Genomic DNA, 24,977 nt, shown 5'->3' with positions numbered 1-24,977 from the left:
TGTGCCCACAACCATTACCGCGATGAGTCCGCGCCACAAGACGATCGTTCTGGTCACCTGCTGTCTGAGCCTGCTCATCTCGTCGATGGACGCGACGATCGTGAACGTCGCGATTCCGACCATCCGGTCGGAGATGGACGCGCCCCTGTCACGGCTGCAATGGATCGTCGACATCTACACCCTCACGCTCGCGAGCCTGTTGATGTTGTCCGGAGCCACCGCCGACCGCTTCGGGCGCAAGCGCATGTTCCGCATCGGATTGAGCGTCTTCGCCCTCGGCTCACTGCTGTGCAGCCTGGCGCCGACCATCGATCTGCTGATCGGCGCGCGCTTCATCCAGGCCATCGGCGGATCGATGCTGAATCCGATCGCGATGTCGATCATCACGACCGTGTTCACCGGGCGGATGGAGCGAGCCCGGGCGATCGGGGTGTGGGGTGCGGTGGTCGGCATCTCCACCGCACTGGGCCCCATGGTCGGCGGCGTCCTGATCGACGCGCTGGGCTGGCAGTCGGTGTTCTGGATCAATCTGCCCATCTGCGCGGCCGCTCTGGTGCTGACCACGATCTTCGTGCCCGAGTCGAAATCACAGACCGCGCGTGGCATCGATCCGCTCGGGCAGGCACTGGCGATCGTGGTGATGTTCACTCTGGTCTTCGGGCTGATCGAGCATCGCCCGGCGGTCCTGGCGATCACGGCGGTGGCACTGGCCGGCTTCCTGTATGCCGAGGCACGGCACCGTTCGCCGTTCATCGATCTGCGCTTCTTCCGCAGCATCCCGTTCTCGGCGGCGACCCTCACCGCGGTCTGCGCCTTCGCCGGGCTGGGCGCGTTCCTGTTCAGCGCCTCGCTGTATCTACAAGGTGTGCGGCACTATTCGGCGGTGCACACCGGGCTGCTCTATCTACCGATGGCACTCGGGATGCTGATCTGTTCCCCACTGTCGGGACGGCTGGTCGGACGGCACGGCACCCGGCCGTCGCTGGTGTCGGCGGGAATTCTGATGACGATCGCGGCGGCACTGCTCACCACGCTGCGCCCCGACACCCCGATCTGGCAGCTGATCGTCATGTTCGCGGTGTTCGGCACCGGATTCGGCATGGTGAACGCGCCCATCACCACCGCCGCGGTGAGCGGGATGCCGCTGGACCGGGCGGGTGCCGCGTCCGCGGTGGCGTCCACCAGCCGCCAGGTCGGAGTGAGCGTCGGTGTGGCATTGTGTGGTCTGCTCACCGGGGCGGGACTGTGGTGGGTCGTGGCGGCACTGGCGGCGTGTGTGGTGGTGCTGGGCATCGCCGCCAACACCGGATGGGCACTGCGCTCCCGCGACCGGATCGTTCCACTGCTCGAACACAAGGTGCCCGCACATGTCCGATGAACCCCCGTCGACCGAACCGACCCCGGAAGAGGTCTGGCGGCTGATGACCCATGTGGTCCAGGACAGCCGGGATCCCTGGAAGCGCGCCGTCGCCGAGCGAATGGGCATGCCGTTCAGCAGGTTCCGGGTGCTGCGCCGGCTGCTGCCGGGGCCGCTGCAATTGAAGGAACTCGCCCGCAGCGCCGCGATGGACGCGCCGGCCACCACCGTGGTGGTCAACGATCTCGAAGAGCGCGGCCTGGTGGCGCGGGAGATGGACCCCGCCGATCGGCGCTCCAAGCTGGTGACCGTGACCGAGGCGGGCCGGGCGGCGGTGGCACACGCCCTGGCCACTCCCGATCCGCCCCCACCCGCACTCGCGGCACTGACGCCCGGACAGTTGCGCACGCTGCGCGATCTCCTCGGTCTGCTCTAGGCTCGACTGGTGGCCGAAGAGATGACTCCCGAATGGGCGCCCGGCCGGTCGTCGGGTTTCGAACTGGGCACCGACGGCCCCCGGGTGATCATGGTGGGCATCGACGGCTCCGACGCCTCCTGGCGGGCCACGGCCTACGCCGCCGGACTGGCCCGCCGCCAGAATGCCCTGCTGGCAATGATTTACGTGCAACCGATTCTGGCCATGGCCGGTGCCTACGGCGTCGATGTCCAGGGCGCCACCGCGGAGGTGGCACAGGATCTTGCGCGCGAGATTCGCGAGCATGCCGAGAAGGTCGAGGACGTCTACCGCATTCGCTGGAAGTTCATCACCCGCCGTGGCGATCCCTACACGGTGCTGGCCGAGGCGGCCGACGAACTGAAGGCCGACGGCGTGGTGGTCGGCGCCTCCGAGAAGGCCGGGCACCGATTCATCGGTTCGGTCGCGGTGCGTCTGGTGAAATCCGGGCGCTGGCCGGTTACCGTCGTGCCCTGAGTCACCCACGTTCGGCCGATTGGAACGCGGTATCCGGGGAACCCGCCAGAACGAGACCGTTGAGGAAGGGGTTTTCACCATGTTGATTCGCCACCTTGCCCGCCCACTGCTGGCATCGGCGTTCGTGGTCGAAGGGATCGACACTCTGATGCATCCCGAATCGCGCACACAGGCCGCGACCACGCTGGTATCCCACAGCGAGCAGCGCCTGCCGGATTCGGTGTCGGCCAAACTCCCGGCCGATCCGGCGCGAGTGGTCCGGATCAACGCCGCGGTCCGGGTGGGCGCCGGAACATTGCTCGCGCTCGGCCGGGCACCGCGAATCGCCGCATTCGCCCTGGCGGCGACCGTCGTACCGGCCACCGTCACCGAACAGGATTTCTGGAACGAAACCGATGCGCAGCAACGAGCGGCCAAGCGCACCGGATTCCTCAAGGACATGGGCCTGCTGGGCGGTCTGCTGATCGCCGCCGCCGATACCGAGGGCAAACCTTCGCTGGGCTGGCGGGGCCGCCGTGCCGCGCGCCGCGCGGCCGCGGCTCTGCCACTCACCGCGACATCGACCGAGACGGTGCGAGATCGGCTGCAGCAGCAGGCTGTCCGCGGCCGGGAGCTCGCCGCGGTCGCGGCGGACAGGGGTGCGGATCTGGCCGCGGTGGCGCAGTCACGCGGCGGTGAACTGGCCGAAGTGGCACGTGAACGCGGCGGTGAGCTCGCCGAGGTGGCGCGCGAACACGGTGGCGAATGGGCCGGAGCTGCGCGCAATCGGGGTGCCGAGCTGGCCGGTACCGCCCTCGACCATCGCGGCGAGTGGACCCAGGCGGCCAAACGTCGGGGTGAGAGCCTCGCCGCGGCGGCCCGCGAACACGGTGCGGAATGGGCCGAGGCGGCCCGCGAACACCGGGGCGAGTGGGCCGAGGCCGCCCGCGAACACGGGGGCGACTGGGCCGAGGTCGCGAAGCAACGCGGATCGACCTTCGCTCACCGTGCGCGCGAGCGCGCCGAGCAGGCGGCCGAGACCGCGCGGCACCGGATCGCCGAGGGCGGCGCCCACACCTAGACCAGCGCCCGCACGGCGCACCGGTCAGGTCCCGGTGAGGAATGTGGTCAGTTCGGCGGCAACGGCTTCGGGCCGGTCCAGCATCGACAGGACATAAGCGTCGTCGATCTCGACCAGCCTGCCCTCGGGCAGTAGTTCGGCCAGCCGGGCGCCGTGCTCACGGGGCATCACCTTGCCCGCCGAGGACCACAGCACCAGTGCCGGGCCCCGGAACTTCCCCAGTGCCTCGGTATCGGCGATGAGCTGGTGTGCCGGTGGCATCGACAGTGCGTACTTACCGACGTCGCGGCGGACGTCCGGATCGCGCAGCGCCGCGGCGGTCCAGCCCCGCACCATGGCGTCGGGTACCGGCCGGCGTGCCATGTGCCCGAAGACGAACGGGATGCGGCGGATCGCGCCGATTGCGCAGCTGACGGGCCACCAGCCCGAGGCCGCCGGGGATCCGGGCGGCGAGAGCCGCCAGTTTGCCGGGTATTCCGGGCGGGAAGTTGTCGAAGGCCTCACACGGAAACACGACCAGCCGGGCGATGCGCTCGTCGAGACCGTAGGCGGTCATCAGCAGCCCGCCGCCCCAGTCCGAATGCACCAGGGTGACCTCGTGCAGATCCAGGGCGACGAGGAAATCCGCGATGATTCCGGCCAGGCCGCGCAGCGTCAGATCGGCATCGGCCCGCATCGGGTCGGGATGTGATCCCAGTGGCAGCGTCGGGCGCAGATATCGGAAGCCGCTGGGCAGCAACGGCATGACCCGGTCCCAGACCGTGTGGTCCATGAACAGGCCGTGCAGCAGGACCACGGGTGGACCCTGCCCTTCTTCGACGTAGTGGATCGGCCCGGCCGCGACCTCGACCACCGGCATGTCAGCCCACCTCCGTATCGCGCAGCCGTCCGGCATCCGGACGACCCACTAGAACGTTCGCTCTAGAGCGCATGTTCTAGTATTGGACCATGTCCGATTCCGTGTCAAGCCCGACCGCCGACCGCATCGTCACCGCGACCGCGGAGCTGATGCGCCGCCAGGGATACGGCGCGACCACCGTCAAACAGATCACCGCCGCCGCCCGCGCACCGATCGGATCGCTGTATCACCACTTCCCCGGCGGCAAACAGCAGATCGCGGCGTCGGCGCTGCGGTCGAGCGGCGCGGCCTACATCCAACTACTGCCGATGCTCATGGATCCGTATCCGGATCTGCACGAGGCCGTATCGTGCGCGTTCACCGCTGCCGCGGAACAGATCGAGCAGTCCGGCTGGATGAACATGTGCCCGGTCGGCACCGTGGCGGGCGAGATCGCCGACAGCGAACCGGAGTTGCGCACGGTGACCGCCGAGGTGATCGACGACTGGATGAACCGCGGCAGCGCCTACTTCCGGACGCGCGGACTCGCCCCCGACGCGGCCCGTGGTTTCACGGCGGCGGTACTGGGCGCCCTGGAGGGCGCGTTCATCCTGAGCCGGACGCTGCGCTCGACCGCACCGCTGATCTCGGCCGGGCACGCGATGGCGGCATATCTCGACACCCTGCCAACAGTCGAGATCGATACGCCCGCAATGATGTCCAGGTCTCCGGAATCGGGCCGGACGTCGCGGAGCGCGCCCGGGAACGCCGGGCCGTCGGGCCCGGTCGCATCGGTCCGGACTGCCCGGATGGGGCAAGAATTCGAATAAACTCGACGCCCGGGACGAGTGAAACACAGTCCAGGGACATGACACCGGCGGCTGCCCGTGACGCGTCAGCCGACCTGGAACTCGGTGGTGGTGCCGGTGAACGGAGTCGTCGAGGCGCCGTCGCGACGATCACCGTGGTAGCGAATGCGGTGACGGCCGGCCTCGGCGGCGTCCGGAATGGTCCAGTGCACGGCGACGATCGAGGCCGATGACTGGCCTGGCGGACGTGACCAGTGCAGTTCGGTGCACCAGTCGTTGTCGTCGTACTCGGTGTTCCAGCGGTCGCCGTCGGCTCGCTCGATCTCGAAATAGCCGGCACCGGTGTGGAAGTCGTTGTTCGGATGGGCGCCGCAGAACTCCACGACAACCGCCTCGCCGCGGCCATACGAGGGTTTCGGCGGGGTCAGGACATCACCGAACGCATGTCCGGCGACCGGCTCGTCGGCGGGGACCGGCGGGAGCAGATTCGGTTGCAGACCGGAGGTCCAGTCCAGCGGCGCGGGGCCACGGCCCGGATCGGTGCGCGCGGCCACCGCACGAGCCAGCCGGTCGAACTCCTGCACGTACGCGGGCAGCGTCCAGCGGCCATAGAGGGTTTCGCCGCCCTCGTACTGCTGAGAGGCGTATTCCTCCGGGGTGGTGACGTAGCCGCTGTAGCCGTTCGAATAGCCCTGCAGCAGAACATTTTCCAGCGGTACCGACAGCGCGTGCGCAACGACGCGACGGATACGCAGACCCGACACCACGGTGTACTCCGCCGGTCCCGAGGCCAGCACCAGATCGCCGATGCGCAGGATCTGGATCGGCACTGTCAGCGGCACCCACGGCCGCGGCGGCAGTACACCCAGCGGCGCGACGATCAGCTTGGGCGCCTGCACATCCCGCATCCACTGCTCGACCGGACCGTTCAGGCCGCCGAGCGCGGCGACCACAGGATTGGTGTCACCCTCCTGCAGAAACGACAGCTGGGTCTTCCAGTTGTCCTCCGAACTCGTGGCGGCCGCGGCTGCCCCCATCATCGCCGGGGCGGTGCGCGCGGGTTTGCCGTCGGGGGTGTAGGCGCCGTCGACGGCGATATCGGCCATGTTCAGATAGCGCAGCGCGGCCTCGACTCCCCCGCCGCTCATCGGCCGCGCGGCATCGAAAGCCGCACGCCCGGCTTGATATTGACGTTCACCGATGAGGGCGCAGTTGACCCGGTTGTCCTCGGTCGGGCCGGACGGATGCCAGGGCGTCAGGCCCAGATTCGGGGTCATGTCACCGGCATTGGTCTGAGCGAAGGCCGCGACGAATCCGGTGCCGCCGTCGCGGTGGCGCACCCCCATCTCGTCGTGCTCCCAGCGATAGCTGGCGTAGCCCTTGTTGTCGGCCGAGATCAGCGTATTGGCGTCGGTCAGCGAGGTGCCGTGCGTGGCGAACCAGGTGATCGCGCCGATGTCCTTCGCGCCCTGGCGCAGGCGCAGCACAGTGACCTTGGGATCGATGGCGTTGGGGAATTCGGACTTGTCCCCGGGCGGATTCAGTTCGAACGCGACCCGCGAGCGGTTGGCCGAGGCGTCGTGGAGTTCACCATGACCGAGCGACAGGGTACCGGGCGCCAGAGTGTCGTGGGCAGCCACCAGAGCGGCCACGATCCCGTCGACCTCGGCCTGATGCGAATTGCTCTGAAAGCCGTACGCGGCAAGCGAATACGCGTACTCACGGGCGGTACCACCACAGGAATTGTGATTGTGGGTGGCGTTGAGATTGACGTTGCGCTCGGTGTACATGCCACCGAAACGCTGCGCCAGCTGCGTCATGACGGCAAGATGCACCGACTGGAACAGGCAGGCGATATCGGCGCTGACGAAGGCCACCCGGTCACCGGTGGCCCGATCGACCACGATGTAGGCCCGGGCCCAGGTGCGCATCAGCAGTCCGGTGGCGACCTGGTCGAGTTCGGAGTAGCCCATCATGCCTTGACCGGCGACCGCACCGGTGACATCGGCGATCCCGGCACCGACGAGATAGCCACCCGGCTCGCCGGTCGCGTGCACGGGTGCCGCGCCCGCGGTCCCGGTGACGGCCACGCCGGCCGCCATCGCGGCCGTCGCGGTACCGGCCAGCATCGATCGCCGGGTCAACGTCACTGATCGCTCCTTCGGGTCCGGCCGCGACACTGCGACCCCTCCAACCGTGTGTGTCGCAGATTACTGGTCACTCGTCCAGTACGCCAGCCCGGATTTCCGCCGTCCGGCGATCACTCGATCGGCGCGGTCAGCGGCAGCGCGATCACCGAGGTGCCCACGTGCACGGTGAACGGCCCGGATTCGGTACTCCAACCGCCCTCGTCCCAATGCTGGAACGAACGCCGCGGCACCGTGATCCGCACCCGCTGCCGGTCCCCCGCCGCGACGGTGACCGCGGCGAACGCGGCCAGCCAGCGCACCGGCCGCTCGACCTCGCTGTCCTCCCGCGACAGATAGACCTGGACGATCTGCTTACCGTCCCGCTCGCCGATATTGGCGACCGTGACCTCGACATCGTGGCCGTCGACCAGTAGATCGCTCAGCTCCCAGACGGTGTACCCCAGCCCGTGACCGAAGGGGAAGGCCGGCTGCACCCCTGCCCGCAGCCAGGCTCGATAGCCGATATGAATGCCTTCGTCGTAGGTCAGCCGGCCGTCGGCGTCCGGAATGGTCTCGCGGACGGGAACATCGGCGAGTTCCTTGGGCCAGGTGGTCGGGAGCCGGCCGCCGGGCTCGGCCGCGCCGGTGACCACATCGGCCAGCGCGGCGCCGAATTCCTGTCCGGGGAACCAGGTCAGCAGGACCGCGGCCACCTCGTCGCGCCACGGCATCTCCACGGGCGCACCGGAATTCACCACCACGACCGTGCGCGGATTGGCCGCGGCCACCGCCGCGACGAGATCGTTCTGGCGCCCCGGCAGAGCCAGCGTGGTGCGATCGCGTCCCTCACTCTCCAGCTGCTCCGTCGTGCCGACCACGACCACCGCCACCTCGGCACTGCGAGCGGCCTCGATCGCCGCCGCGAATTCGTCCTCGGGGGCGCGTTGCGGACGCCCGATCCCCAGGCCCACCCCGAGGATCATGCCCAGCCCGGCCGCCGCCTCCGCTCCGGAACCCACCGTGATCCGCACCTCGACCGTCTGCCCGGCCGACAGCTCGCGCTCGACGAAGCGCTGCGGTGGATCCAGCAGTGCGGCAACGGGATCCGAGCCTTCGAAGGCGATCTCGGTATCGATCACGGCCTCGCCGTCGAGCTCCAGCACACAGTGCCCGAGGGCGGCCACACCGATCCGCCAGGCACCTCCCACATCCGCGCGCAGCCGGGCCCGCAGTTCGATCGCGCTCGCCGCCGCAGCGTGCGGATCGCCGAACAGCACCAGCCGGCCCGCGGTGCGGTGCTGGGTGTCCAGCACGCGATCACCATCGAGGTAGCGCAGGCACAGTCCCGGGGTGCCGGTGACGGGGTCGGTGACCAGCTCCAGCGGAACCGGGACCGGATCGTCGCCGAGCCGGACACCGGGGGTGTGCGTCACCGGCAGCACCGCCGACAGCCCCTCGACCGGGGTGACGGTGTGGTCGGGGAGCACGGTGGCGCTGCCGCCGCCCATGTACCGCGGATCCGCGGCGGCGGGGCCCAGCACCGCGATCGAGGTGTGCGGCGCCAGCGGGAGCACCCCGTCGTTGTGCACCAATACCATCGCGGCCGCCGCGGCCCGGCGCACCAGCGCGCGGGCTTCGGCACCGGAGATCACGGGGCGGGGCGCGGATTCGCCCGGCGCCGAGGCGAATCCGCCGACGCGATCGGCGAGACGCAGGATGCGCCGGACCTTGTCGTCGATCGCGGACTCGGGCACGGTGCCCGCGGCGATCGCGTCGGCCAGCGCCTGCCCCCACAGCGGCGACGGACCCGGCATGCACAGATCCGTCCCGTGTGCGGCACCGTCGGTACTGCGCACGGCGGTCCAGTCGGAGACCACCACGCCGTCGAAACCCCAACTGCCCTTGAGTGGTTCGTCCAGCAGCGGCGATTCGGTCATGGTGGCGCCCGCGACGCTGTTGTAGGCGGCCATCACCATCCAGGTGCCCGCGGCCACCGCGCGTTCGAACGGATACAGGTACAGCTCGTGCAGCGCCCGGGCCGCCACTCGCACGTCCACGGTGAAGCGATCGGTCTCGGAATCATTGGCGACGTAGTGTTTCGGGCAGGCGGCGACACCGTGAGCCTGGACCGCGCGGACATAGGCGGCCGCTATCTCCGCCGTGAGCATCGGATCCTCGGAGAAGCATTCGAAATGCCGTCCGCCCAGCGGGGATCGGTGCAGATTCACGGTCGGGCCCAGTACCGCGTGGACATTCTTGCGGTGGGCCTCCGCCGCGATGAGCGCACCGATCTCGGTGAGCAGATCACGATCCCAGGTGGCCGCCAGCGCGGTACCCGAGGGCAGACTCACCGACGGATCGCGCTCGTCCCAGTTCTCCCCTCGAACACCCGACGGACCGTCCGACACCGGCATCTCGGCCAGACCGATCGCGGGATCACCGGCCATACGGAACATTCCGGCGCCCGAGATGAGACGTAGTTTCGCCGGCAGGTCCAATTGCCTTGCCAGCTGCTCGATCCGGTCGTCCATCGGGTGCCCCGTTTCGTTTCGACTGTGCATCGGCCTCGACGCTACGTGACATCGCCTGGGCGGCGCGGCATTCCCCACGCGCGTCGGGAGCTAGTGCAGCCGTAGCCGCACCATCGGCAGGGTGTCGACGGGAGCCCCGGTCGCACGCTCGATCATCGCGCGCAGATTCCGCCACGCCCGGGGATGCGTGCGCCGATACTGCTCGAGCGCCACACCCGAGGCCGCGGCGTCCATCGCGACGGCGGCCGCGGGCACCGCGCGGCGCAGCCCCACCCACACCCGCACGGCCGGCTCGGCCTCGATATTGCGATACCACTGGGCACGGGTCCCGAAGCCGGACACGATCACGAACTCGCCGGGCGCGGGGCGATCGACGACCTCGAGCACCACGTAACGCCGTGCCCCGCTGGTCCGGCCGATATGTTCCAACATCAGCATGCGCCGGCCGAACAGGAACCCCAGGCCCGCCCGATACAGCCCGATGGGCGCGCGCACCACCGCGCGGGTCCGCAGAGCCCGCGCACCCAGCCCGGCCACGGTATCGGCGAAAGTCATGACTCCTCCTGTCTCATGCGGATGCGGTACACCCACACCCCGGTCGGCACCGCGAGCAGCCGCGCAAATGTCACTCACACTGCCTTCTGTCGATTGCGCGACCCCTGCACCCCGGTCAGCCGGCGCAACGCCGGCCCGGCGTCGAGCGCTCGGATGTTCGGGTCGATGAGCCGATGCAGGACGAGTCCGTCCAGCGCCGCGACGAGCACGACCGCGGTGGCCTCCGGATCGGCGACGGTGGCCTCGGCGCGCAGCCGATCGGCGAGATCGGCGCGGAACTCGGCCAGAACCGTCTCGAGACCCGCACGCAACCGGTCGTGCCGGGTCGCGGCCAGCAGGATTTCGCTGAACACCCGGGTCTGCGCCGCATCGTCGAATTCGGCGATGCTCGCCAGCAGCGCCGCGACGGGATCGCCCGCGCCGGCACCGTCCGCACCGGCCACCTCGTCGACGAGTCCGCGCACCATCCGTAGTGCCGCGTCGATCAGCAGATCGTCCACCGAGCGGAAGTGGTAATGCACCAGGCCCGCGCGGACCCCGGCACGCTCGGCGACCAGCCGGGTGGTGACCGCTCCCCAGCCGCGTTCGTCGATCACCGAGATGGCGGCGTCCATCAGCCGCGCTCGAGTGTCGCGGCCTTGTGCTGCGGCGGTGACCATCGGCCACTCCTCCCGGGTGAACGGACCGCCCTGGGCAATCGCCTTGGGCGAATGACCAAACCCTAACGCGCCCGAAAGCACGGGACAAGGGGTCGTCCGCCACGCGCGGCATTGGTCCTGGGTCGCGCGGGTGTGATAGGGAATTGTCGTGTCATCCGCCCCTTCCGTTCACTCCGTCGCCACCGAGGTGCCGTCATGTCCGCGACGGTGAGTGAGCCGGCGACCGGTCAGGTCGGCACCGCCTACCGCCGGGATCTGGACGGGCTGCGCGGACTGGCGATCGCCCTGGTCGTGGTGTTCCACATCTGGTTCGGGCGGGTGTCGGGCGGGGTCGACATCTTCCTCGTCTTGTCGGGCTATTTCTTCACCGGATCGCTGTTGCGCCGTGCGGTGTCGGGCGGCTCGGTGGGTGTCGGGCAGACCCTGCGGCGCACCGCGCGCCGGTTGCTGCCGGCGCTGGTCGTGGTGCTCGGCGCCGTGCTGGTGGCCACCGTCACGTTGCGTCCTTACACACAGTGGGGCGACCTGGCCGGGCAGACATTGGCCTCGATGTTCTACTACCAGAACTGGCGGCTCGCACTGACCTGGTCGGATTATCTGGCCGCCGATCCGTCGGTGAGCCCGCTACAGCATCTGTGGTCGATGTCGGTGCAGGGGCAGTACTATCTGGCCGCCCTGCTGGTGGTGGCCGCAGCGGTGTGGGTATGCCGCCGGCTGGGCCGCACCGACGCCGTGCGTCCGGTCCTGGCCGCGGTGATCGTCCTCGCGGGGGTCTGCTCGTTCCTGTACGCGGCGCACGGCTCGGCCACCCATCAGGGCTGGAACTACTACGACAGCGCGGCACGAGTGTGGGAACTACTGGTGGGCGCCGGTCTGGCGCTGGCCGCGACCGCGCTGCGGGTGCCACGCGTGCTACGAATCGTGCTGGCGGTCGCGGGCCTGGCCGTGGTGGCGGTCGGCGGCTGGATCACCAACGGCGCGAATCAGTTTCCCGGTCCGCCCGCGCTGCTGCCGGTGGGTGCGGCGGTCGCGCTGATCCTGGCCGGGGCTGGGGTTCAGCAGGAACAGCAGCCGTGGCCGACCCGCATGCTCGCCTCCGGACCGCTGGTCCGGCTCGGCGACCTCGCCTATTCGCTGTATCTGTGGCACTGGCCGTTGCTGATATTCCTGCTCGCCGAGGGCGGCGGCGCACACGCGGGTTTCCTCGGCGGAACGGCCGTGATCGCGATCTCGCTGGGACTGGCCTACCTGACCCACCGCTATGTCGAACAGCCGATGCGCATGCGCCGGCCTCAGCCGAGCTCCACCGCGGCGCCGATGTTCGGGCCGCGATACCGCCGCACCGCCGCGGTCGCACTGTCGGTGACCGCCGCGGTCGTGGCTTCGGCGGCGGTGACCTGGAGTGCGGTGGTGCAGACCCATCCACCGCGCGCGGTGGGCATCCTCGACCCGGTGCGCTATCCCGGAGCCGAGGCCCTGGTCGGCGGCGCGTCGGTCCCGCAGGCCAAGATGCGGCCGACACTGTACGAGGCACCGGCAGAGCTACCGAGCCCGACCGTCGACGGCTGCATCGCGGACTGGGATCACCGCGAGGTGGTCACCTGCACCTACGGTGTCGCCGATGCCCCGCGCACGCTGGCGGTGGTCGGGAACTCGCATGCCGAGCACTGGATGCCGGCACTGCAGGAACTCGCCGAACAGCACCGGTTCCGCATCCTGGTACATCTGAAGATGGGCTGCCCGCTCACGCTCGACCCGAATCCGATGTACAAGGGCGAATCGAATCCGGACTGCCGCGACTGGTCTCACGATGTCATCGATCTACTGGGCAAGGAGAAGCCGGACTGGGTGTTCACCACCGGCACCCGGCCGATCGACTCCGGCGGTGACGAGACACCACAGGACTACCTCGATGTGTGGAAGGCGCTGTCCGACGAGGGAATCAAGGTGATCGCCGTACGCGACACCCCATGGCTTCGGCGCAACGGCGTGCGCTACCGCGCCGTCGACTGCCTGGCCCGCCATGGCGATCGGATCAGCTGCGGTATGCGTCGCGACGACGCCCTCGCACCCGTGGACCCCGCCCTCGACCCGTCCGCCGCATTCCCCAACGTCTTCCCCGTCGATCTCACCGACGCGGTCTGCGAACACGATGTATGTCCGGTCGAGGTCGGCAACATCCTCGTCTACCACGACGAGCATCACTTCACCGCGAGCTATGCCCGCTCGCTCGCCCCCGAACTCGGCCGGCGGCTGCAACCGCTGACGGGCTGGTGGTGAGTGATCGCATCGGTGGCCGATCGGCCGCCGACACCGGCGTCGAGACCCGCCGCCACCCCGGCCCCTCGGGACGGAACTGGATCAGCCCGGCACCCGAATCCGCGATGCCGACCCGGGCCAGCAACGTCGCGACGATCTGCCGGCTCATCACCGCCAATTCGTGCGTGGGACGGTTGCGGTGGATGCGGACGCCCAGATCCACCTCGCCGATCCCGGCCCGCCCGTGACGCCGCCACGCGTCGAGCAGGATCCCGATCTCGACACCGTATCCCGGGGCGAACGGAATCTCGGTGAGAAGTGTTCGGGTGGCGGCGTATTCACCACCGAGCGGTTGTCGCACATCGGCGAGTTCGGGAACCAGCGCGGTGAGCAGCGGCCGCGCCACCAGTTGGGTCACCCGGCCACCGTCGTCGATGCCGGGGTGCGGGTCCTCGCCGAGCGGGCGCCGATAGAAACCCTTCACCAGATGCACCCCCGGGTCGCGCAGCAGCGGTGCGAGCAGCGCGGGGACGAATCCGGGATCCGGATCGTGCAGGTCGGAATCGATGAACACGACGATGTCTCCGGTGGTGACCGCCAGCGACCGCCACAGCACCTCACCCTTGCCGGAGCGGACCGGCACGCCGGGCACCGCTTGCTCACGGGTGTAGACGGCGCCCGCACCCGCGGCGATCGCCCGGGCGACGGTGTCGTCGGTCGAACCGGAGTCCACGACCACCAGTTCGTCGACCAGGCCGCCCACCAGATGCCGGATCGAAGCGATGACCCCGGCGATGGTGTCCCGTTCGTCGAGCGCCGGTAGGACCACCGACACGGTGCGATCACCCTTGGCCCGGATCAGTTCGGCCGGGCCGGGACACAGCGGCTCGGCGGCGGGTGCGGCGTGGGACATCGATATCTCCTCAGATTCCGGGATCCAGAATGTCGGTCGTCAATTCCGGCCAGATCCGTTCCCAGCTCGCGCGCGGACCGGTGCAGCGCCAGATCGTCACGTGAGCGTCGATACCCGGAAATCCGCGGGGATCGTCGAGCAGCACCATCGGCACCACACCGAAAAATGTTCGGCGCAAGCGTGTTTCGGCGGAATCGGTGTCGACGCAGAGGGCTGTGATGGTGTCCGGTGGCGGCCGGCCGAATGCGGCGAAGCCGCGGTCGGCGCTGTACACCGGCGGTATCCGGGGATCGTTCGCGTGCGCCAATGCCGATGCCTGCCAATAGGTCCGGGTCAGCACAGCGGTGCCGCGGGGTTCGGCGGCGGCCGCGCGCGCCACCGCCGCCACCAGGCCATCCCAGCCCGTGGTGCCCGATATCCGCATGCGGGTGGACAATTCGGCCCGGGTGCTCACCGGTCGCGGGGGCGCGGCCGAGGGCAGCAGTACCACCACACCGCTCGCGATCACGACCGACGAAGCCGCGGTGACCACGGCGATCGACCGCCACCAGCGCGCGGGCGACCGCTCGACCAGCACACAGGCACCCGCCGCGAACAGCACCGGCAGCAGACCCGCCAGATAGTACGGGCGCCCGCCCGCGACGATCACGAACAGCGCCATGACGACCGAGGCGACCGCCAGGAAACGGTAGGGCCGCAGCCTGGCACCCACCACACCGTAAGCGCCGCAACATATCAGCACGACACCGAGCACACCGCTCATCGTCACCAGTTGAACCGGCAGCCCGGCGGGCCCGCCGGTCGCGGCCTGCTGCTCGGCCCGGATCACCGTGCCCATCGCCAGCTGCGGCCAGTCGTGGCGCCACTGCCACACCAGCGCGGGCAGCGCCGACAACGTCGCGACCGTGGCGGCGCACCACAGGGCGGGCCGGCGCACGATCTCGCGCGGACCGCAGCAGGCGATGCCCAGCACGAGGGCCGCGATCACGACCGGAAGCAACAACTTGACCTGCAGATCCACCGCGGCCACCACGCCGGTGGCGAGCAGCAGCCGGTCGCGCCGCACCCGTATCCACCGCACCAGCAGCCAGATCAGGATCGCCACCGCGGTGGCGTCGAATGCGAAGGTCGACAGTGACGCGGTCTGGGTGATCAGGAACGGGCAGCTCGCATAACCCAGGGCCGCCAGGACGCGGGCAGCGCGTCCACCACCGAATTCCCTTGCCAGGGCGGCGGATACGATGATCGCCACGACGCCGGCCACAATGGCGGGCAGCCGCAGCACGGTCACCGAATCGGGCGCCACCACGCCGGCCAGACGCGCCAGCAGCGGCACCAGCGGCCCCTGATCGACATATCCCACCGCGAGGTGGTGACCGGCGGCGAGGAAGTACAACTCGTCCCCGAACCACCGATAGCGGCCGGCCCGCGCCACCAGCGCCACGGTGGCGACCACCACGATCAGGACGATCCACGCCGCCGCCGGAGCAGATGAAATCCGCCACCGGACAGCGGGTTTCGCACCGTCCCGGCGACGGGGATCACTCACGGCACCGCGGCCTCGACCGGTTCGCCACCGCGTTCGGCGATATCGCGGCACAGGGTGGTCAGTGTCGACAGGTACTTCGCGATCGCCTCGTGTGCGATCTCGGTGTCGGGGAAAATCATGGTCAGGGTCGTCACATCGGGAAAACGGTTGATCCACAGATAGACCTCGCTGGAGCTGGCCCGGTTGCCGTACAGCCCGCCGTTGATACGGTCGAACATCTCCACACCCGCCATCCGCCGCACATCGACGTAGGACACCATCGGCGCGGAGAAGCCGAGCCGGGTCCGGATCCGCGGATCGCCGGCGGCCAGCTCGATCACCCGATGGACACAGACCTCGGCCAGCTCCTTGGCATCGTCGGCCTCGGTCTGGGCGCGGCCGACCAGCGAGGTGAAATCCTCCCCCGGACGCACCCGCACCGCCACCGGCACCAGGTTCGTGTACCAGCCGATCGAGCCCTGCTCCGCCGCCGCACCCCGGGTGTTGACCGGGGTGAAGACGAAATAGCGTTCCCTGCCGGTCAATTCGTATTCGGTGAGCGCGATCGCCGCGAACAGTCCACCCAGGAATTTCCCGCCGAATTCCTGGCACACCCGTTCGAAACGCACCGCCTCGGCCTCGGTGAGCAACGGTACGGTGATCTGCGCACCCGCGGTGAACCCGCGCGCGTCCGGGTCGACACCGAGATCCATCGGGAACGAGGGCACCGCACCGTCGTGGGCCACCAGCAGGTCCAGCCATCGCCGCATCGGCGCGGAATCCGCGGTGAGCGCGCCGTTGTGGGCGAGTTCGCGCTCGCAATACGCCACGTGCCCGTCGACCGGTTCGATGGGCACCTGGCCACCCGACAGTTCATTGCCGTAGAGCATCAGCAGATCGACACACGACAGCGCCTGTCCCACGCCGTCGGTGTGCAGGTGGTCGACCGCCGCGTAGACGGTGAACGAGTCACCGCGGTCGATGACGCCGAAACCGAAACAGTCCCAGTCGAATACCTCGCGCGCATGCCGCTGCACGTGATCGCGCACGGCGTCGCTGTCGGTGAATTCGCCGAAGTCGGCGGGGGCCAGCTCGATATCGCCGGGATCGGCGACATGACGCGCGATGCGGTCGCCGGGTTCGCAGGAGAACCAACTCCAGAATGTGTCGTGGCGGCGGACGAATGCCGTGACCGTGCGTGTCATCGCGTCGCGATCGAGGGCGCTCGGAAAGTCGAAGGCGATCATGCACAGCCGGGAGGCACGAGATCCGCTGTCCCGCTGGCGATGTGCCGCGAGCAGATATTCGCGCTGCTGATAGGACGGGCCGATGGGATGTTCGGGTGCGGCCATGACCGCCGCCCGCGACCGCGGTGTGGGTGCCCAGGCGATCAACCTGCCCGGCCGCGGATGCCAATCGTCGAAGAAACCGAAACCGACCACGGATACCTCGCTTCGTCCAGATCTGACGGACCGACCGTCCGCCCCGGCCGCACCGCCGGGTCACGCGGACCGAGTCAACGGCACCCGGGGCACCCCCGCCAACCGTCGCCGCCGAAGTTTGTGACCTTCCCCAGAACCGGCCGATCCCGATAGGCCGTCGGTCCCAACAGATGCCGTATCTCCTTGCGACCACGGTGTTCGCGGGCCTACGTTGACCGCCGACCGGAACCGCAGGATCACAGAGAGGTACCGGATGGATCGCCGATTTCTGCCAGTCGCCCTGTGCGCCGCACTGCTCACCGCCGTGCTGTGCACCGTGCCCGCCGTGGCCGACGCGCCGCCCGCCCCGGTGACCGTCGACGCCCTCACCGTTGCCGCGCGGCCCGCGGCCGACGGCGCCCGCCTCGTGTCCGCCGCGGCACAGCCCGACGGCCTGCTGGACCTGCGCGTGTTCTCGGCGGCGATGAACCGCGAGATCGAAGTCACCGTGCTTCGCGCACCGGATGGTTCGGCACCCGCGCCGGTGCTCTACCTGCTCAACGGTGCCAGTGGCGGGTCGGAGTCCAGCAGCTGGCCGGAGCAGACCGATATCGTCGACTTCTTCCACGACAAGCAGGTCACCGTGGTGACGCCGATGGGCGGCAACGGCAGCTACTTCGCCGATTGGCGCGCCGACGATCCGGTGCTGGGCCGGCAGAAGTGGTCGAGTTTCCTCACCACCGAGCTGCCCCCGATCATCGATTCGGCCTTCCATGGATCGGGTGCCAATGCGGTGGCCGGGATCTCGATGGCCGGCACCTCGGTGTTCCAGCTCGCGATGGCCGCACCCGGCCTGTATCGAGCCGTCGGCTCCTACAGCGGCTGCGCACGCACCAGCGATCCGCTGGGACAGGCGTTCGTCGACGGCGTGGTGCTGCGCTGGCGCGGCGATCCGCTGAATCTGTGGGGTGCCCCGACCGATCCGCTCTGGGCGGCCAACGACCCCTATCTGCACGCCGACCAGCTGCGCGGGGTCGCGATCTACGTGTCGACCGGCAACGGCGTCCCGGGACCACTCGACACGCCGGACGGACCCGGAATCCACGGCGACGGGCACAAACTGATCGAGCAGCTGTTCTACGGCGGCATTCTCGAGACCGCGACCCGCAATTGCGCGGTGGCGCTCCAGGATCGGCTGGCACAGTTGCGCATTCCCGCCACCTTCGACCTGCGACCCGACGGAACCCACTCGTGGGGTTACTGGCAGGAGGACATGCACCGCTCCTGGGCGGAGTTCGAACGGGTACTCCACCGCTGATCCGCAAGCACACCGGCTCGGCGGACGGCTCGCACCGGCCGCCGAGCGAGGCGTTGCACAGCCGTCACGTGATCGCCACGAGCCGATATCGAACGGGCAGCACGATCATCGAATGACTGCCACCGTTCTCTTCACCGAGCACCCCGCCGGGTCGGGGCCACACAGATCGATCGTCGAAGCCCGTTCGCGGTATCGAGGTGTCTTCGGAACAACCTGGTATGACGACAGCATCTGCGCCCTGGTGACCCGCAACGAGCGCATGCACGCGGTGATGATGCCGGAGCTGCTGGGCGTTGCCGTCGTGGGCGCGCTCGGCGCGAACGCCTCCGCGGTGATCGGTGTGGGGGCGGGCGAGCGCTGTGTGTGGACGTTCCTGACCGCGGCGCCGGCCGCGGCCTCGCGCTCCCGGTCGCTGGCGCTGTTCACCCGTTTCGTCATCCAGGCCGGACCGGGCGCCCTCATCGCCTTGCCCACCCCCGGCAATCCACGCCGGCAATGGGTGTGTGAACCGGGGACCACGGCGATACCGGCCTTCGAACTCGTGGCCGATGCCATCGTGGCCGTCTCCGGTCGCTGACAGGTCACCGCCGGGCCGCCCCGGTTCCGCGGGGGCGGCCGGGATCGGCGCGCACCGAATCTCCTAACCTGTCGCCATACGAGTGATCGAATTGCTCGACATGCGGCAACATTTCGAGGAGTGCTTGTGCGAGGAAGACGTCTAGCGGGGACGGTGGTCGCGGCCGCCGTCGCGACGATGCTGGTCATCGGCGCCGGAACCGCCGGTGCGGCCTTCGGCCCGCCACCACCGGCCGATCCCTTCCTCGGTCCGGTCGGCACCGCGACGATGCACGGCGATGCGGAATCCTCCGACAGCACACCACTTCCCGGAGTGGGCGCCGGCGGGGTGAACGCGCAGTTCCGCGAACTGGCCGCGGCGTGCCCCACAATTCTGCAGGGCGGTGACGGGCTGCCGCAGGCGCTGTGCACGTCCGTCACCGACCGGTCACCCAAGGTCTTCCTGCTCGATCCGGGCAGCGGTCAGCCGATGACTTCCCTGTCACTGCCCAAGGGCGGACTGCTCGGCGGGGTCTACGCCTATCTCGATCACCAGGACCAGCTGGTCATGGTCGACGGTGCCGACAATCTGGTGCGCATCGGTCATCACCGCGACGGCGGTGCGTGGAAGCTCACCATCGACTCGAGCACGCCGATCGCGGCCGCGGTCGAGGGTCACTGCGGCGGCGCCGGCTGCGACAGCGTGGCCTCGCTGATGCCCGATCGCGACGGCCGGGTCTGGTTCGCCACCGCCAACGGCGCCGTGGGTACCGTCGATCCGGATTCCGGTGCGGCACAGTCGATCGTGCTGCCGGGTGAGCACGTCGACAACAGCATCTCCACCGCCCCCGAGGGCACCGCGGTGACCACCGACCACGCCACCTATCTGTTCACCGCGGACGGCTCCGGCACACCACAGGTCCGCTGGCGCCAACCCTACGATCGCGGACCGGCGCGCAAACCCGGACAGCTCAGCTGGGGCAGCGGCGCGAGCCCCACCTTCTTCGGACCGCGCGATGGCACCGACTATCTCGCCATCACCGACAATGCGGTGCCCGAGGAGAACCTGATCGTCTACGACACCCGCAGCGGCCGTCCGGTCTGCTCGGTGCCCGCCGTGGACGGCACCGAGAACTCCCCCATCGGATCCGGTAACAGCGTATTCGTGGCGAGTACCTACGGCTATCCGTATCCGGCACTGCCGGACGACGCCGGCCCCAGTGAGCCGGCGAAGGCCGACTTCACCGGTGGCATGGTCCGCATCGATGTGGATCCGGATGGCAAGGGCTGCACGCAGAAGTGGGCCAGTCCGGTGAAATCGGCCGCGGTGCCACGTCTTTCGCTGGCCGACGGGCTGATCTACACGGTTGCGCGCACGAACGAGATCGCCGGGATCGGTACCGGTAGCGCCGGCGCGCTGGTCGACAGGTACCACCTGGTCGCACTCGACGCCGATTCCGGCGTCGAGGCGGCCGGGCACCCGATCGGCGCCACCACCGTCCACGACACTCTGCAGATGGTCGGCACCATCGCGCCCGGGCGGGTGCAGTATCAGGGCACCACGACCGGATTGTTCCGGATCACGCCGAACTGAGTCCGGCCTCCGTGCCACGGTGGCCTCGCCGGTCCGGCGGGGCCACAGCCGTTCGGGCCGACCGGAAATGGGTACTATCCGGGTACGTAGTCGATGGTGGAGAGGTTCGATGGCACATCGTTTCGGGGATCTGGAGGCGGTGGTGATGGACCGCGTCTGGTCGGCTCCCGACTCCATCACCGTCCGGACCGTGTTCGAGGATCTGCTGCGTACCCGCGAGATCGCCTACACCACGGTCATGACCACCATGGACAATCTGCACCGCAAGGGCTGGCTGGAACGCGAACGCGACGGCAAGGCCTACCGGTATCGCCCGCGGCTGTCTCGCGAGCAGTACAGCGCACAGCTGATGCGCGAGGCACTCGGCGGTGGCCGCTCGGATCTGGTACTCGCCCACTTCGTCGAGCAGATCTCCGACGACGACACCGCCGCGCTGCGCAAGGTCCTGCGCCGGATGCGCGCCAAGAACACCGCCGACCAGCCCGGGAGCGGGGCGGCCGAGTGACATTGGCGCTGTGCCTGCTCGGGTATTCGGCACTGGTCTGTGTCGCGGGACCGGCGATTCTGACCCGGCTCACCGCGCACGGTAGCGTGCCCGCCCTGGGCGTCGCGGCTTGGCTCGCCGCCGTCGTCGCGGTCCTGGGGACCTGGGTGGGTGCTTCGGTCGCGCTGGCCGTCCAGGTCGCGCACACCTGGGACCTGCCGATGGCACATCTGCTCGGCGAATGTGTGGTGGCGATGCACGCCACCGCCGACGGTGGCCACGGCCCCTTCGCCCAGCTCGCTGCCGCGGTGTCGGCACTGGCGCTGATCGGATTCGTCGCGGCGCGCGGTATCCGGGTGGTGCGCGGACTGGTCCTCGCGCGGTCCACGAGCGTGCGGCACGCCAGGTCGGCGGCCATGGTGGGAAGGCGGCTCACCGGTGCCGAACGAACCGGGACGACCGCGACCGTGGTGATCGACGCACCGCAGAAGGCGGCCTACTGCGTGGCGGGCCGCCCGGGTGCGGTGGTCGTGACCAGCGCCGCGGTCGCGGCGCTGGACGCACCGCAGCTGGCCGCCGTGCTGGCTCACGAGGACGCGCATCTGACCGGACGTCATCATCTGATCCGGGCCTCGACTCGCGCGCTGGCCGGTGCGCTGCCGTTCGTGCCGTTGTTCGCGGCGGCCGACGCGCAAGTCGCACAACTGCTCGAGATGTGCGCCGACGACCGGGCGGCCGGGCGGCACAGCCGCACCGCGATCCTCACCGCACTGCTCACGCTGGCCGATCCGGCCGGAAACCACACCGCGCACGACCTGCCCGACGCCGCGCTGGGGACCAGTACCCTCGCCGTCACCGCCCGGGTCGGCCGGTTGCTCGATCCCGAATCGCGGTTGCGGCGCACCGGGCGCGGAGTTCCGCTGGCCGGCTTCGCCGCGGTGGTCGCCGTGCTGCCGACCTCCGGGCTTCTTCTCATCGAAGCCGGAGTGGCGGGATGTCTGCCGTTCGTGCATTGACCAGGTGGTGATACGCGACGGGGCCGGTTCCGCAGAACCGGCCCCGGCCGGACCTATCGCCCGGTCTCGAGATCAGTTGTAGATCGCGCCGAACGACGGGACCGAGATGGTGCCCAGCTGGTACTGGAATCCGTCCTGGTGGTCGGGCGAGACCGGCACCGGCCAGCGATGCCACAGCGTCCCGTACACCGCCGCCACGACGGTGCCCGGCCCCGGATCGAAGGCCGCGGTGCGGATCGTGGTGTCCACCGGTACATCGTTGTGCTCGATCAGCGTCTGGGTACCGCTGCGCCCGTTGGCAAGGTTGTACCAGATGACCTGCAGATTCGCCCCGGCCTGATTGGGGGCGATGGTGCCCGGGCCGCCGAAGAATCCCAGGCGGAAGCCGTCGTAGTTCAGGCTGATCCCGGATCCGTAGACCCCGGGACCCTCACCGCGCCCGATATCGGACTGCGCGGGAATCTGGAACGGCTGGGCGGGCAGCGCCGCCTGTTCGACGGTCGGACCGGCCGCGACGAGCCGGTCGATCGCTCGTTCGGCGGACGGATCACCGGCTGCCGCGGCGCGCAGATGCGCGGTGGCGGTGGTCCAGTCCACGGGTTGCGGTGCCGCCGTGGCGGGACCGGCGAAAACCAGGGCGGCCGCCGCCGTCGCAGCGGCCGCGGCCGAGAGACGGCGGGTGACGCTCAGTCGATGCATAACCAGTTCTCCTCGAGTGTCCGGTACTGCTTACTGAGAGCTTGCTGAGATATCCGGCCACGGTAGCCCGCCACCGGTCATTTCACGGGCGCGGCACGCTGCAGACGTGCGCCGACCTCGCGCACATACCCGGCCAGCTCAGCTGGTCCGTCGACCTGGAAGTCGTGGCCCAGCCGGATCAACCGGAACAGCAGCCACGGCAGGGTGTCGGCCGCGGTGGTGACCCGGCAGCTGTGCTCGTCGACGGGTTCGACATCGCCGATCCACCCGGCCGTGGCCGTGATCAGCTCCGCCGCGGCGGCGACGGTGACCTCGGCACGGTGGACCGGCGTCAGCGAATACAACGAAGCGCGGACGAAATTCGCGGCGTCGCCACCGGGCACTTCCCGGACTTCGGCGCGCACCCCGATCGGCTGCGGATTCGCGATCCGATCGACGCGGAAGATCCGCCAGTCGCCACGGTCGCGGTCGAAGGCGACCAGATACCAGCGGTGTCCCGCGGCGACGAGACGATGCGGATCGGCCAGTCGCCGGGTCTGCGCACCCGAGTTCGCGCGATACCCGAAGCGCACCTGCTCCCCCGTGCCGATGGCCGCGGCCAGCACGGTCAGCACCGTGGTGTCCACGGGCGAATCGCTCTGCTCGGCAAGAACTTCGGTGGCCGCACCCACCGAACGCACCCGTGACCGCAGGCGGGTCGGCAGTACCTGCTCGAGTTTGGCCAGAGCGCGCACCGCCGCCTCGTCGGCTCCCGTGAGGGCGTGCGCGGCCACGGTACGCAGTCCGATCGCGGTGGAGACCGCTTCGGCGTCGTCGAGCAGCAGCGGTGGCATCGCCGTCCCCGCCGCCAGCCGGTATCCGCCGTACACCCCCTTCGTCGCCTGCACCGGGTAATCCAGCTCCCGCAGCCGATCGATGTCGCGTCGCACGGTCCGCTCAGTGACGCCCAGTCGCTGTGCCAGTTCCGGCCCGGGCCATTCGCGCGGGGTCTGCAGCAGCGACAGCAGGGTCAGCAGACGCTGGGTCGTATCGGTCACCGACGCATTCTCGCGCGGAACCCGGACAACTCCCGTCCGGGTTCGCTCGCCGCGATGATTTCGCCGGTCTCGCGCCGTCGACACGGTATGCAAACACACACTCTCGCCACCCCCGACGCCGATCTGGTCTACGACGTGCGCGGTCCCCTGCCCGCCGCGGACGGGCGGGCACCGCTGCTCATGGTCGGTCAGCCGATGGACGCCGGGGGTTTCGCCACGGCCGCCTCGTACTTCCCCGACCGCACCGTGATCACCTACGACCCGCGCGGACTGGGCCGCAGCATCCGCAAGGACGGGCGTGTCGATCATTCACCGGTGGTACAGGCCGAGGATCTGCACGCCCTGATCGAAACGATCGGTGGCCCGGTGGAGGTGTTCGCCAGCAGCGGCGGCGCGGTCACCGCGCTGGCACTGGTGGCCGCCCATCCAGCCGATGTCACGACACTCGTCGCTCATGAGCCCCCGATCCTCGGGGTGCTTCCCGATGCGCAGGCCGCCCGGCGGGCCCAGTCCGGTGTCCGGGATGTCTACGAGGCCAAGGGATTCGGCGCGGGGATGGCGGCGTTCATCATGATGGCGTCGTGGCAGGGCGAGTTCACCGACGCCTTCTTCGCACTGCCCGCACCCGATCCGGCGCAGTTCGGCATGCCCACCGCCGACGACGGCTCGCGCGATGACCCACTGCTCTCGGATCGGTCGTGGGCGGTCACCGAATACCGGCCGGACGTGGCCGCGCTGACCGCCGCGCCCACCGATGTGGTGATCGCGGTCGGCGAGGAATCAGCGGGTGTGCTCACCGGGCGCACGGCCGAGGCGACCGCGGCACTGCTCGGACAGCGGGCCACCGTGTTCCCCAGTCACCACAGCGGTTTCGTCGGCGGGGACGAGGGCTATGCCGGAGACCCCGAGGCATTCACCCGCCGGCTCCGGGAGGTCTTCGACGAGCGGCTGTGACCGTCCGCGGTCATTCGGCCAGGGCGGCGGCGAACATCGGCCACGACGCGTGCAGATCCTCCTGCCAGTAGCCCCATGAGTGCGTGCCCGCCGGGCGGAAGTCGAAGGTGGCGGGCACTCCCAGTTGCACGAGCCGATCGTGAAGTTGATGGGTGCAGATGTTGGTGACCCCTTCCAGCGCCGCGCCGAACACCAGCTGATAGCCCAGCTGGACGGCGTCACCGTGCGCGCCGGCGGGGGTGTCGAGTGGGCCCGGTACCCCGGTCCCGGTCGACACATAGATCGCGGTACCCCGCAACCGATCCGCATGCAGATACGGATCATTGGCCG

General features: G+C 69.5%; 23 protein-coding genes and 1 pseudogene. 12 read left to right on the top strand and 12 right to left on the bottom strand.

The features are described 5' to 3' along the window. Position 1 precedes the first annotated feature (1 nt). From AB0L57_RS32660 to AB0L57_RS32645, 4 genes are all read left to right on the top strand, one after another. Complete coding sequence (locus AB0L57_RS32660) at positions 2-1,378, top strand: MFS transporter (protein ID WP_364970686.1); 1,377 nt, start codon at positions 2-4, stop codon at positions 1,376-1,378. Then, entirely contained in the window at positions 1,368-1,793 is a 426-nt protein-coding gene (locus tag AB0L57_RS32655) for a MarR family transcriptional regulator (RefSeq protein WP_364970683.1), read from the top strand. The genes AB0L57_RS32660 and AB0L57_RS32655 overlap by 11 nt, the downstream gene beginning before the upstream one ends. 9 nt (positions 1,794-1,802) lie before the next feature. Then, on the top strand, positions 1,803-2,288 hold the full coding sequence (locus AB0L57_RS32650) for a universal stress protein (RefSeq protein ID WP_364970680.1): 486 nt from the start codon (positions 1,803-1,805) through the stop codon (positions 2,286-2,288). A 79-nt stretch (positions 2,289-2,367) separates the two neighbouring features. Next, complete coding sequence (locus tag AB0L57_RS32645) at positions 2,368-3,348, top strand: DoxX family membrane protein (protein WP_364970677.1); 981 nt, start codon at positions 2,368-2,370, stop codon at positions 3,346-3,348. Between the two features lie 24 nt (positions 3,349-3,372). On the opposite strand, the gene AB0L57_RS32640 is transcribed toward AB0L57_RS32645, so the two are convergent. After that, positions 3,373-3,609, bottom strand: coding sequence for an alpha/beta hydrolase (locus AB0L57_RS32640; RefSeq protein WP_364970674.1), 237 nt, complete (start codon positions 3,607-3,609; stop codon positions 3,373-3,375). A 13-nt stretch (positions 3,610-3,622) separates the two neighbouring features. Further along, positions 3,623-4,207: an alpha/beta fold hydrolase gene (locus AB0L57_RS32635; protein ID WP_364970672.1), complete on the bottom strand. Its 585-nt coding sequence runs from the start codon at positions 4,205-4,207 to the stop codon at positions 3,623-3,625. A gap of 89 nt (positions 4,208-4,296) precedes the next feature. On the opposite strand from AB0L57_RS32635, the gene AB0L57_RS32630 reads away from it, so the two are divergent. Next, complete coding sequence (locus tag AB0L57_RS32630; protein ID WP_364970670.1) at positions 4,297-5,016, top strand: TetR/AcrR family transcriptional regulator; 720 nt, start codon at positions 4,297-4,299, stop codon at positions 5,014-5,016. Positions 5,017-5,081: 65 nt separating this feature from the next. On the opposite strand, the gene AB0L57_RS32625 is transcribed toward AB0L57_RS32630, so the two are convergent. From AB0L57_RS32625 to AB0L57_RS32610, 4 genes are all read right to left on the bottom strand, one after another. Beyond that, complete coding sequence (locus AB0L57_RS32625) at positions 5,082-7,145, bottom strand: neutral/alkaline ceramidase (protein ID WP_364970667.1); 2,064 nt, start codon at positions 7,143-7,145, stop codon at positions 5,082-5,084. Positions 7,146-7,255: 110 nt separating this feature from the next. Continuing rightward, entirely contained in the window at positions 7,256-9,655 is a 2,400-nt protein-coding gene (locus AB0L57_RS32620; RefSeq protein ID WP_364970664.1) for a glycoside hydrolase family 3 C-terminal domain-containing protein, read from the bottom strand. Between the two features lie 90 nt (positions 9,656-9,745). Beyond that, a complete protein-coding gene (locus AB0L57_RS32615) occupies positions 9,746-10,210 on the bottom strand; it encodes a nitroreductase family deazaflavin-dependent oxidoreductase (protein ID WP_364970661.1) in 465 nt (154 codons plus the stop codon). Between the two features lie 74 nt (positions 10,211-10,284). Next, positions 10,285-10,869, bottom strand: coding sequence for a TetR/AcrR family transcriptional regulator (locus tag AB0L57_RS32610; RefSeq protein WP_364970658.1), 585 nt, complete (start codon positions 10,867-10,869; stop codon positions 10,285-10,287). A 195-nt stretch (positions 10,870-11,064) separates the two neighbouring features. Here AB0L57_RS32610 and AB0L57_RS32605 point away from each other — a divergent pair, with 195 nt between their 5' ends. After that, positions 11,065-13,149 carry an acyltransferase family protein gene (locus AB0L57_RS32605; protein WP_364970655.1) on the top strand — a complete coding sequence of 695 codons (2,085 nt, stop codon included), beginning with the start codon at positions 11,065-11,067 and terminating at the stop codon, positions 13,147-13,149. Here AB0L57_RS32605 and AB0L57_RS32600 read toward each other — a convergent pair. From AB0L57_RS32600 to AB0L57_RS32590, 3 genes are read right to left on the bottom strand one after another with little or no spacing between them, the layout of a single operon-like run. Then, positions 13,076-14,041, bottom strand: a complete 966-nt coding sequence (locus tag AB0L57_RS32600) for a glucosyl-3-phosphoglycerate synthase (protein WP_364970652.1) — start codon at positions 14,039-14,041, stop codon at positions 13,076-13,078. The genes AB0L57_RS32605 and AB0L57_RS32600 overlap by 74 nt on opposite strands. A 10-nt stretch (positions 14,042-14,051) precedes the next feature. Continuing rightward, on the bottom strand, positions 14,052-15,590 hold the full coding sequence (locus AB0L57_RS32595) for a glycosyltransferase family 39 protein (RefSeq protein WP_364970649.1): 1,539 nt from the start codon (positions 15,588-15,590) through the stop codon (positions 14,052-14,054). Next, positions 15,587-17,011 (bottom strand): condensation domain-containing protein, encoded by a 1,425-nt coding sequence (locus AB0L57_RS32590; RefSeq protein WP_364970647.1) that lies wholly within the window; start codon positions 17,009-17,011, stop codon positions 15,587-15,589. Before AB0L57_RS32590 ends, AB0L57_RS32595 begins: the two co-directional genes overlap by 4 nt. A 253-nt stretch (positions 17,012-17,264) precedes the next feature. On the opposite strand from AB0L57_RS32590, the gene AB0L57_RS32585 reads away from it, so the two are divergent. From AB0L57_RS32585 to AB0L57_RS32565, 5 genes are all read left to right on the top strand, one after another. Further along, the gene (locus AB0L57_RS32585; protein WP_364970644.1) at positions 17,265-18,308 is read left to right on the top strand and encodes an alpha/beta hydrolase family protein; all 1,044 of its coding nucleotides are present in this window, start codon (positions 17,265-17,267) and stop codon (positions 18,306-18,308) included. 112 nt (positions 18,309-18,420) lie between these two features. Beyond that, complete coding sequence (locus AB0L57_RS32580) at positions 18,421-18,885, top strand: hypothetical protein (RefSeq protein ID WP_364970641.1); 465 nt, start codon at positions 18,421-18,423, stop codon at positions 18,883-18,885. Between the two features lie 126 nt (positions 18,886-19,011). Beyond that, positions 19,012-20,457: a hypothetical protein gene (locus AB0L57_RS32575; protein ID WP_364970638.1), complete on the top strand. Its 1,446-nt coding sequence runs from the start codon at positions 19,012-19,014 to the stop codon at positions 20,455-20,457. A gap of 109 nt (positions 20,458-20,566) precedes the next feature. Then, positions 20,567-20,962: a BlaI/MecI/CopY family transcriptional regulator gene (locus tag AB0L57_RS32570; protein WP_364970637.1), complete on the top strand. Its 396-nt coding sequence runs from the start codon at positions 20,567-20,569 to the stop codon at positions 20,960-20,962. Further along, positions 20,959-21,957, top strand: coding sequence for a M56 family metallopeptidase (locus tag AB0L57_RS32565; protein WP_364970634.1), 999 nt, complete (start codon positions 20,959-20,961; stop codon positions 21,955-21,957). Before AB0L57_RS32570 ends, AB0L57_RS32565 begins: the two co-directional genes overlap by 4 nt. A 72-nt stretch (positions 21,958-22,029) precedes the next feature. Here AB0L57_RS32565 and AB0L57_RS32560 read toward each other — a convergent pair whose 3' ends face one another. Together AB0L57_RS32560 and AB0L57_RS32555 are read right to left on the bottom strand one after the other, a co-directional pair. Continuing rightward, positions 22,030-22,656 carry a hypothetical protein gene (locus AB0L57_RS32560; RefSeq protein ID WP_364970632.1) on the bottom strand — a complete coding sequence of 209 codons (627 nt, stop codon included), beginning with the start codon at positions 22,654-22,656 and terminating at the stop codon, positions 22,030-22,032. 77 nt (positions 22,657-22,733) lie between these two features. Next, a complete protein-coding gene (locus AB0L57_RS32555) occupies positions 22,734-23,693 on the bottom strand; it encodes a YafY family protein (protein WP_364970629.1) in 960 nt (319 codons plus the stop codon). An 87-nt stretch (positions 23,694-23,780) separates the two neighbouring features. Between AB0L57_RS32555 and AB0L57_RS32550 the strand changes: the two genes are divergently transcribed. Next, positions 23,781-24,647 (top strand): alpha/beta hydrolase, encoded by an 867-nt coding sequence (locus AB0L57_RS32550; protein WP_364970626.1) that lies wholly within the window; start codon positions 23,781-23,783, stop codon positions 24,645-24,647. A 10-nt stretch (positions 24,648-24,657) separates the two neighbouring features. Here AB0L57_RS32550 and AB0L57_RS32545 read toward each other — a convergent pair. Next, a pseudogene (locus AB0L57_RS32545) lies at positions 24,658-24,977 on the bottom strand (esterase family protein); the annotation flags it as partial.

Origin of the sequence: Nocardia sp. NPDC052254 (genome assembly GCF_040679495.1) — a bacterium.
Classification (GTDB): Bacteria; Actinomycetota; Actinomycetes; order Mycobacteriales; family Mycobacteriaceae; genus Nocardia.
Note: the sequence above shows the minus strand (reverse complement) of the source record. Positions and strands in the feature narration are given on the sequence as shown.